The sequence below is a fragment of the Campylobacter troglodytis genome, from assembly GCF_006864425.1.
Taxonomy (GTDB): domain Bacteria; phylum Campylobacterota; class Campylobacteria; order Campylobacterales; family Campylobacteraceae; genus Campylobacter_D; species Campylobacter_D troglodytis.
In genome coordinates this window covers 21,475-30,443 of sequence record NZ_QHLI01000033.1, presented here as the reverse complement: position 1 = coordinate 30,443, position 8,969 = coordinate 21,475, and the positions used below count along the sequence as shown (strand labels likewise).

The following is an 8,969-nucleotide window of genomic DNA, read 5'->3' as shown; positions in this document are numbered from 1 at the left end:
TGCTAAAATCACATCTTAAAGCAAATTCCTCTAAGATCTCCTCCGTGCTTGTGCCTTCCATAACAGTTAAATCAAAGAGCTTTTTTTGGCAATTAGCGTATGAAAGGGTGGAAAGGATTAAAAGAAAAAAGAGCTTTTGTAGAAAGAACTTTATAGGAGATCCTTTGTGTGATAAGATAAAGATTTTTAAACAAAGGACAAGCTAAAAAGCAAAGCCTTTGAAAAAAAACAAAATAATATATAAATTGAACTTTAAACTAGCTTAAAGGAACTTGTTTTAAGCTAAAAAATGTGAATTTTGTTTTAAAGCTTGAATTTTTTATTAAAAATTGGGCTTTTTTGCACAAAGGCTTTGAATTTTTTGTTTTGAATTTGGCTTTATCGTTAAAAAGCTTGAATTTTTGTTAAAAATTGGGCTTTATTTCAAACAAGCCTTAAATTCACAATTCTTGTTTAGGCTGAAATTCAAGCTTAAATTCAAGGGCTTGGATTTTTTTTGTTTTGAATTTAAAATTTAAAATTTTTTGAACCCAACCAACCTCAAAGAAAAAGGTGGTATAAGCTTGTTTAAAAGAGGCATTTAAGGCTTTTAAAAAGGGGAGCTTAAAAAAGAATTTAGGCTTTTAAAAAAACTAAGTTGTGCTTAAACTTAGAATAAAAGATGGATTTTGTGGGTTAATGTGAAAGAAGGATAGATTTAAATAAGGGGTTTTAAGCATAAAATTCAAGCTTTATTGTATTTGAATTTTATTAGAGCTTCTTTTTATATTTAAGATAAAGCTACCCTCTTTCCCATCAAGCAGAACAAAGTCTTTGCCAATTTCAAGGATCTTATATCCCCTTACAAGATCTTCTTTGCTATACCAGCCATCATCTATCTTTGCCCTATCATTAAAAATAACTTGTAGTTTTAGATCCTTGCCCTTTTCCTCGTAAAAGAAGGGATTTAAAACGGTTGAAAGATCTAAGGCTTCTTGCTTAAAAAAGGCATTAAAATCAACACCAACACATAAAAATGGCAAGAATACCAAGCATATAATCTTTCTCAAACCCTATCCCCTTCATCTTTTAAGAAAAATTTTATATGAATTTAACTTTAAGCAGACTTAAAAATTTGATCTTTAAGAACTTAGAGCTTTTGTAATCCTTGGTAAGCATCTTAAAATACAGCGGTGCAAAACGGCTCTAATTTTCGATAAAAGCTTGAAATTTAAAGAGCTTAAAGAGAACGAAATTTTCACTTTGCACATTAAATCTTGTTTTTCAAAGCTTAGTATCAAAGACAGCTCATACTTGCGTTTTTGAATTTTCTCACTTTTGAGCTTAGTGTGTTTTGGTATTTATGAATTTTAAGTTAGGGTTTAAAAAGGCTTAAATGGTGGCTCCGATTGGACTTGAACCAACGACCACCACCATGTCAAGGTGGTGCTCTGCCAACTGAGCTACGGAACCAGTGGTGGAGCATAGCGGGCTCGAACCGCTGACCCCAACGCTGCCAGCGTTGTGCTCTCCCAGCTGAGCTAATGCCCCTTTTAAAGATAAATTAAAATTATACATATATTTTTCTTAAAAAATTATTTTCTTTTGGGTATTTTTAAATAAAGTGCTAAATTTAAGCATTTTCTTCACACAAGATCTTTGAAATATTTATGATACCCTTTGCTTGTTTCACTAAGCCTTTAAATTTACTTGCCGTTTGCTTTCTATGTTTAATCAAAGCATCTTGCAAGAATTTGCATTCATAATCCTAGCACTTAAAGATCTTGTTCTTTAGCAAAAACAAATTTTTTATAAAAAAGCAAGAAAAATCAAGTCTAAGTTTTTCTTAAACGGCTAAGCTTTGCTAAAATTATATGCTTTTTGCGAAAGCTAAGTTTGACAAGCTTGAATTTATAAGAAACTGACAGAAAGAAAGTGTAGCAAGATTAAACTTGCAAGAAACTAGCAAAAGCTAAGTGTAGTAAGCTTGAATTTACAAGGAAGTTGGCAGACAGGAAGGGATTTGAACCCTCGAAAGCTTGCACTTTACACGCGTTCCAGGCGTGCTCCTTCAACCACTCGGACACCTGTCTATTTTAAAATTTTCTAAAATAAGTCAAAATTTTAGCAAAATAATGTATAATTTTAACTTCTTTTAAAGAATTTTAAAGGCTAAAATTCAAGGCATTGCTAGAAGCCTTTGAAGGCTTAAAAGGTTTTAAAATGTCAGGGTAGCTCAGCTGGTTAGAGCGCTGGTCTCATAAGCCGGAGGTCGGGAGTTCAAGTCTCCCCCTTGATACCACACAGTTAAACAAAATTTTGCTACAATGCCTCTTTCAAAAGGGTTTTTGCGTTAATCTTGTCGTTTTTGATGAAAAATTCAAGGCTACTTTTTATTAAGAATTTAAGATTTTAAAAACCTTTCAAAAAGGCTTTTTATGAAAGATTTTACACAGTTAGAAAAAAAACTAGGCTATGAATTTAAAAACAAAGCCCTTTTAAAAGAGGCTTTAACACACAAAAGCATTCTTAGTATTAGCCCAAAAACAAGGCTAGAAAAGAGCCCGGCCCAAAACAAAGCTCATAAAAACGAAGATAAAAAAACAAGATCCTTAAAAATTCACAGTCCAAACAACGAAAGGCTTGAATTTCTAGGCGATGCTGTGCTTGATCTAATAGTAGGCGAGTTTTTGTTCTTTAAATTTAAAAGCCACAGCGAGGGCGAGCTTTCCAAACTGCGAGCTGCCCTTGTAAATGAAAAATCCTTTGCCAAAATAGCCTTGAATTTAGACCTTGGCAAGTATATTTTTATGTCAAATGCCGAGGAGAACAATGAGGGACGAAACAAGCCTTCCATTTTATCAGACGCCTTTGAGTCTGTAATAGCAGCTATTTACTTAGAAGCTGGCTTTGATAGGGCTAAAAGCATAGCACTTTCACTTTTTGAAGCAAATTTCCCGCACATTGACGCTGCTCATCTTATAAAGGATTACAAGACAAAATTACAAGAATACACCCAGGCAACCCTAGCCCAAGCACCTGAATATGAAACCCTGCGTGCCTTTGGACCTGATCATAAAAAAAGCTTTGAGGTGGCTTTAAAGCTTGATGGCAAAGAGTTTGCAAGGGCTATTGCAAATAGCAAAAAAGAAGCCCAGCAAATGGCAGCAAAGATCACGCTTGAAAGGCTGAATTTTGAGTGAATTTTTATATGAATTTAAATGACAAGATTGAATTTTTGTGATTTTTTTAACTTCAAGCAAGTTGAATGAATTTAAAAAAGCTGAATTTTTGCGTGAATTTGGCTTCAAAAAGTGAATTTTCGTGTGAATTTAAATGACAAGATTGAATTTTTGTAAATTTTTTAACTTCAAGTAGGTTGGATGAATTTAAAAAGTCAATTTGTGTGAATTTAAATAAAAAAATTGAATTTTTGTGAATTTAAATTCAAAAGTTGAAAATTGTTAAAAAAACGCTACTTGTCATTCTGACTCTGATCTAAGCGAAAGGGAAGAATCCACGAATTTATGGAAAAATGCCTTAAATTGAGGGCTTCTTCCCCTTCGCTAAGGCTTAAAATGATAAGTGCGAATTTAAAAGAATTTCACAGGCTTTTTTAAATTTAAACACCCTGTGAAATTCTTTGTTTAAATACTACAAAACAAGAAAGGAAGGCTATGAATAGCTTTGGAACAAGACTTAAATTCACAAGCTTTGGAGAATCTCACGGCAAGGCTGTGGGCTGCGTGATTGACGGCTTACCAGCAGGGCTTCGCATAGATGAGGACTTTTTGCAGGACGAGCTTGACAAAAGAAAGGGTGGCAGCCGCTTTGCCACGGCTCGAAAAGAAAGCGATAAGGCTGAGATTTTAAGTGGGGTTTTTGAGGGTTTAAGCACAGGAACTCCCCTAGCCATCATCATTTACAATGAAAATCAAAGATCAAAGGATTATGAGGACATTAAGGACTTGTTTCGCCCCTCACACGCTGATTTTAGCTATTTTGCAAAGTATGGCATCAGAGATTACAGAGGAGGAGGGCGAGCAAGTGCAAGAGAAAGCGTGGCAAGGGTAGCTGCTGGTGCTGTGTCTCAAATGCTTTTGAATGAATTTCACATAGTTGTAGATAGCGGTGTTTTTGCTGTTGGAGACGCTCAAAGCGGGCTAAAAAACGCTGAATTTGACCTTGAATTTGCCAAAAAGAGCGAGATCTTCGCCCTTGATGAAACCCTTGAAAATGCCTTTAAAGATGAGATTTTAAGGGCAAAAAAGCAAAAAGATAGCCTTGGTGCAGCCGTTTTTACGAGGATTAGCGGGGTGATGGCTGGGCTTGGTGAGCCTTTGTATGATAAGCTTGAAAGCAAACTGGCTCACGCTTTGATGGGCATAAATGCGGTAAAAGCCGTAGAAATAGGCATTGGAGCAAGGGCAAGTGAGCTAAAAGGCTCACAAAATAATGATTTAATGAAAGACAAAGCCTTTTTAAGCAATAATTCAGGAGGCATTTTGGGAGGCATCAGCACGGGTCAGGACATTGAAATAAAAAGCTATTTCAAGCCAACTCCTAGCATATTTTTAGCGCAACAAACTATGGATAAATTTGGAAACAACACCATTTGCGAGTTAAAAGGCAGACATGATCCTTGTGTGGGTGTGCGTGGAAGCGTGGTTTGCACGGCTATGGCAAGGCTAGTTATAGCTGATGCACTGCTTTTGAATGCAAGTGCGAATTTAAATAGGCTTAAAAAGGCTTATGGGCTTTAATTTAGGCTCAAGACAACTTAAACTCACATAAAGGAGATTTAAGTTATGATGTCAGCTATGAAAAACAAAGGTTCATTCTCGAATATCAGAGAAAAAATTTCGTTCAATTTTTAGCTCAAGATATTTTAATTTGATACAAGATCATTTTAAAGTATAAAGAGTTAGATGAAAAACAAATATATGATTCGTTTCCGAATTTCGCAGATATAATTTAAGGAATTTTGAAGTATTTCTGCCTTGATTTAGAGGCTAAAAAAATCGCCGAAATTTGCAAAATAACTCGTGTTTGTGTCAATAGAATAGTGCGGAAGTTAGCATTTTGATAGCCAAAGAATGCGAAAAAACAGCAAGATAAGTAAAGTTTCTTTAGAAAATGAGTGCTGAGATAGAAAGTTATGAGAGCTATTTTTGCTTACTTGCACTAGCAACTGCGTAGTAAAAGCGGATAATGTGCGCGGTAACCGCGACCGTTAAGCTAATCGCAAATGTTTTTGTTTGCCCATCTTACAAGTTTGCAAGAAGGAAGGCTAATATTTATAAACAAGTGGTTTAAGATGGCTCTTCCAAAGAATTATTGCTTAGGATCTTGTAGGGCTTTAATAAAATGAGATTTACAAAGGCAGCTAGAAAGCTTATAATAGCTTGGTGGATTTTTACTTCGCTTTGCTCGTCTCTTTGCGGAGCAAAAATTCATTATAGGATAAATAGCAACAATGAATTTATAAACGGACAAAATCATATCAATGAAACTGTGAATATTTTTACTTCGTACTCTTGCAACTTGTGTAATAGAAGGGGCCTTTGTGAAATTTCGTTTAGCCAAATTTAAGGGCTAAAAGAGAAAATTTTATATTTAATTTAAAAGAAGCTGAATTTACATATAATAAAAAAATATTAGGGCAAAATATTTATTAAAATTTATTAAAGTTGATAAGCCAAAATCCGCTTAAGTTGTCTTGAGCCAAATTTTTTATCTAGCCTTGCTTGTTTGTAAATTCTAGCCACCTCATTAAAAGGTGGCAAAAGCCAAAAAGGCTTGAATTTATATCTTGGATCCTTTGTCAAAAGGTTTTTAACTTTAATCTATCTAAGCTAGGCAAGGTATGACAAACAGTGGCTTCTTTTGTGAGCGAAGTTTATTTTGCAAAAAACTTCTTTAAAAAACTTTTTTGTTTAGGACATCCTTGAAGTCAACTAAGCCTTCTTTTTTGCAAAAACTCAAAATAAGGTTTCTTTAGTCAAACGAAATTTATTTATTAAAAGAAAATTTATTTGCCAAAATGAGCTTTCTTTAATAAAACATAGTTTATTAAGTAAAATGACAAAAGTTATATAATAAATCAACGGTTTTCACAAAAGAGCGTGTAAATTTTAAGCTTTCAAATTTCAAAAAGATCAAGATTTGAGCTTAATTTTGTCTTTTAAAATTATTTTTATAAATTTTTAGGTATAATTTGAGGTTAAATTAAGATTTTAAGGACAAATTTGGACGCAAGTTTATTGCTAACGCAGTTTAAAGAAGAAGTGTCAAAGAATGAATATGACAACTACCTAAGCTTGCTTGATTTTAGCGAAAAGGCTTCAAAGGCGGATTTTTTGGTATTTACCGCTCCAAATGAGCTTATGGCTAAGTTCTTGCAAAGCAAGTATGCAGCAAGGCTTGCTTATTTTTACGAGGTGCAAAGTGGCAACAAAGCGAAGGTGCAGATACAAAGCCTAGCTCAAAAGCCCTCAAAAAGCCGTGCCAAAATAGACATAGCTCAAATCAAGGCTCAAAGCACCATACTTAATCCTTCTTATACCTTTGAAAACTTTGTGGTCGGCGACTCTAATCAATACGCCTTTACAACCTGCAAGGCTATTACGAGCAAGGAAAAGCTTGGCAAGCTTTATAATCCCATTTTTATTTATGGTGCAAGTGGTTTGGGAAAGACTCATTTGCTTCAAGCCGTGGGGAATGCTTGTTTAGAGCTTGGCAAGAAAATTATTTATGCAACAAGTGAAAATTTCATCAACGATTTCACCTCTCATCTTAAAAGCAACGCTATGGAAAAATTTCACGAAAAGTATAGGAAATGTGATGTTTTGCTAATTGACGATGTGCAGTTTTTTGGCAAGACAGATAAGATTCAAGAGGAATTTTTCTTTACATTTAATGAGGTCAAGGAAAAATTCGGGCAAATCATAATGACAAGCGATAATCCCCCAAATATGCTAAAAGGCATCACAGAGCGTCTTAAATCTCGCTTTACAAATGGCATCATAGCCGACATTACCCCGCCTGAATTTGAGACGAAGCTAGCCATCATCCGCAAGAAGTGTGAATTTAGCGGTATAAATTTAGACGATACAGTCATTACCTACATAGCAACCTCAATGGGCGATAATATAAGAGAGATTGAGGGTATGATAACTAGCATAAACGCTATGTCAAGGCTGATTAACCAAGAAATTAGCATAGACATAGTAAATTCCATACTAAAAGATCATATCAAAGAACAAAGGCAAAGTGTTGATATAGATGAGATTATGGCGGCTGTATGTAAGGAATTTAACCTAAAAGCTGCTGACATAAAGTCAAACAAAAAAACCCAGCAAATCGTTTTGGCTAGAAGGGTTGTGATATTTTTGGCAAGAGAACTCACTGGACTTTCTATGCCTAAGCTAGCAGGGCTTTTTGCGATGAAGGATCACACAGCAATTTCACATAATGTGAAAAAAATCAACGAGGACATTAAAAACAATGTGAATTTAAAGGCTCAAATCGATGAATTAAAGAACAAAATCCTAGCAAAAAAGCAAATATGATGTGAAAGGATGTGAAAAGATGAGCAAGGATTTATCTTATAAAAAGCAAGGTAAAATAGCACTTCAAAGTGCTTTTTCACATTTTCAACAAGGCTATTATAAAGACGAATTAAATTTAAAAATAAAGGAGAATAAAAATGAAGCTTAGCATAAACAAAAACACCCTTGAATCTGCTCTTGCTTTGTGTGCAAGTTTGGCAGAAAAAAAGGACGACAGTGCCATAAATTCTCATTTGCTCTTAGAAGCAAATGATGATAAATTAATCATCAAGGCAACAGATTATGAATTTGGAATTAGCTACAAGATCACAAAGCTTAAAATAGAAGAAAACGGCTTTGCAACAGCACAAGCAAAAAATATACTTGAAATGGTAAAAAGTCTTGCAAATGAAGACATCTTGATTGAAACAGTGGAAAATTCACTCTTTATAAAACAAAAATACACAAAGTATAAGCTTTCTATGTTTGATTATAAGGATTTTCCTGAATTGCAAAATAAAGAAGGAAAGGATAGATTAGAACTTGATTCAGATAATTTAAGAATAGGACTTAAAAAAACAGTCTTTGCCATTGACAATGATAACCCAAAGCCCTCTTTGAACGGTGCTCTTATAAATGTCAAAAATGATAGAATTAATTTCGTAGGAACAGATACAAAAAGACTTGCCATTTATACTGTTATGAAAGAAAATCAAACAGAGTTTAATCTAAGCATACCTAAAAAATCCATCATAGAAATGCAAAAGCTCTTTTATGAAAAGGTTGAGCTTTTTGCTGATAAAAATGTACTTATAATGAAAAGCGAAAGCGATAATTTTGAGTTTTTCACAAAGCTAATCAACGATACCTTTCCAGATTATGAAAAGGTCATTCCCAAAAAGATAAGCAAGGAATTTAGCTTTAAAACAGAGGATTTTGCTGATAGCTTAAAAAAGGTGAGCGTAGCTTGTGATAAGATGAAATTACATTTTAAAAAGAACAAGCTTGTTTTTGAGGGTATAATCATAGACAATATGGAAGCAAAAACAGAACTTGACTTAGAGCTTGACTTAGAAGAGGAATTTTCCTTAAATATAACAATAAAGCATCTTTTAGACTTTATAAATTCCATAGAGGCTGATGAATTTAAGTTTTTCATAAATGAACCAAATCAAGCCTTTGTAATTAGAAGTGATGAGCTTGAAACAATAATAATGCCAGCCATTGTTTAAATTTATAAAAAGTCATAAAAGCTAAATTTGTTTTGAGTTTAAATCATTTACTCTTAGTGTTTAAATTTAGGCTTTTTATAAAAGTTTATTCAATGAGGCTAAATGAGCTAATTTTTGCTACAAGGCTACAATAATAAATTCATAAATTTTTAGCTTAAAAAATAGTTTCAAAAAGCTTATAAAATCAATGTTTTTTATACAAAAGCTC

7 protein-coding genes and 4 tRNA genes are annotated in these 8,969 nt (G+C 33.7%); 7 read left to right on the top strand and 4 right to left on the bottom strand.

Features of this window, described 5'->3' with window-relative positions; genetic code table 11:
* A partial coding sequence (locus DMC01_RS14495; RefSeq protein ID WP_221887147.1) for a hypothetical protein occupies nt 1–206 on the top strand: 206 nt, incomplete at its 5' end.
* Between the two features lie 525 nt (nt 207–731).
* Here DMC01_RS14495 and DMC01_RS07845 read toward each other — a convergent pair.
* The 4 genes from DMC01_RS07845 to DMC01_RS07830 form a co-directional block, all read right to left on the bottom strand.
* Complete coding sequence (locus DMC01_RS07845) at nt 732–1,049, bottom strand: type 1 periplasmic-binding domain-containing protein (RefSeq protein ID WP_142693689.1); 318 nt, start codon at nt 1,047–1,049, stop codon at nt 732–734.
* A gap of 327 nt (nt 1,050–1,376) precedes the next feature.
* Nucleotides 1,377–1,452: transfer RNA gene (locus DMC01_RS07840), tRNA-Val, on the bottom strand.
* Between the two features lie 2 nt (nt 1,453–1,454).
* Nucleotides 1,455–1,530, bottom strand: a tRNA-Ala gene (locus tag DMC01_RS07835).
* A gap of 454 nt (nt 1,531–1,984) precedes the next feature.
* Nucleotides 1,985–2,072 (bottom strand) — tRNA-Ser (locus tag DMC01_RS07830).
* Nucleotides 2,073–2,204: 132 nt separating this feature from the next.
* Here DMC01_RS07830 and DMC01_RS07825 point away from each other — a divergent pair.
* The 6 genes from DMC01_RS07825 (at nt 2,205) to dnaN (ending at nt 8,761) form a co-directional block, all read left to right on the top strand.
* Nucleotides 2,205–2,281, top strand: a tRNA-Met gene (locus DMC01_RS07825).
* Nucleotides 2,282–2,417: 136 nt separating this feature from the next.
* On the top strand, nt 2,418–3,182 hold the full coding sequence (gene rnc, locus DMC01_RS07820) for a ribonuclease III (protein WP_142693688.1): 765 nt from the start codon (nt 2,418–2,420) through the stop codon (nt 3,180–3,182).
* A 474-nt stretch (nt 3,183–3,656) separates the two neighbouring features.
* Nucleotides 3,657–4,742: a chorismate synthase gene (gene aroC / locus DMC01_RS07815; protein WP_142693687.1), complete on the top strand. Its 1,086-nt coding sequence runs from the start codon at nt 3,657–3,659 to the stop codon at nt 4,740–4,742.
* A 604-nt stretch (nt 4,743–5,346) separates the two neighbouring features.
* Nucleotides 5,347–5,571 (top strand): hypothetical protein, encoded by a 225-nt coding sequence (locus tag DMC01_RS07810; protein WP_142693686.1) that lies wholly within the window; start codon nt 5,347–5,349, stop codon nt 5,569–5,571.
* A 656-nt stretch (nt 5,572–6,227) separates the two neighbouring features.
* Complete coding sequence (gene dnaA / locus DMC01_RS07805; RefSeq protein WP_142693685.1) at nt 6,228–7,550, top strand: chromosomal replication initiator protein DnaA; 1,323 nt, start codon at nt 6,228–6,230, stop codon at nt 7,548–7,550.
* A gap of 137 nt (nt 7,551–7,687) precedes the next feature.
* A complete protein-coding gene (gene dnaN / locus DMC01_RS07800; RefSeq protein WP_142693684.1) occupies nt 7,688–8,761 on the top strand; it encodes a DNA polymerase III subunit beta in 1,074 nt (357 codons plus the stop codon).
* Nucleotides 8,762–8,969: the final 208 nt, after the last annotated feature.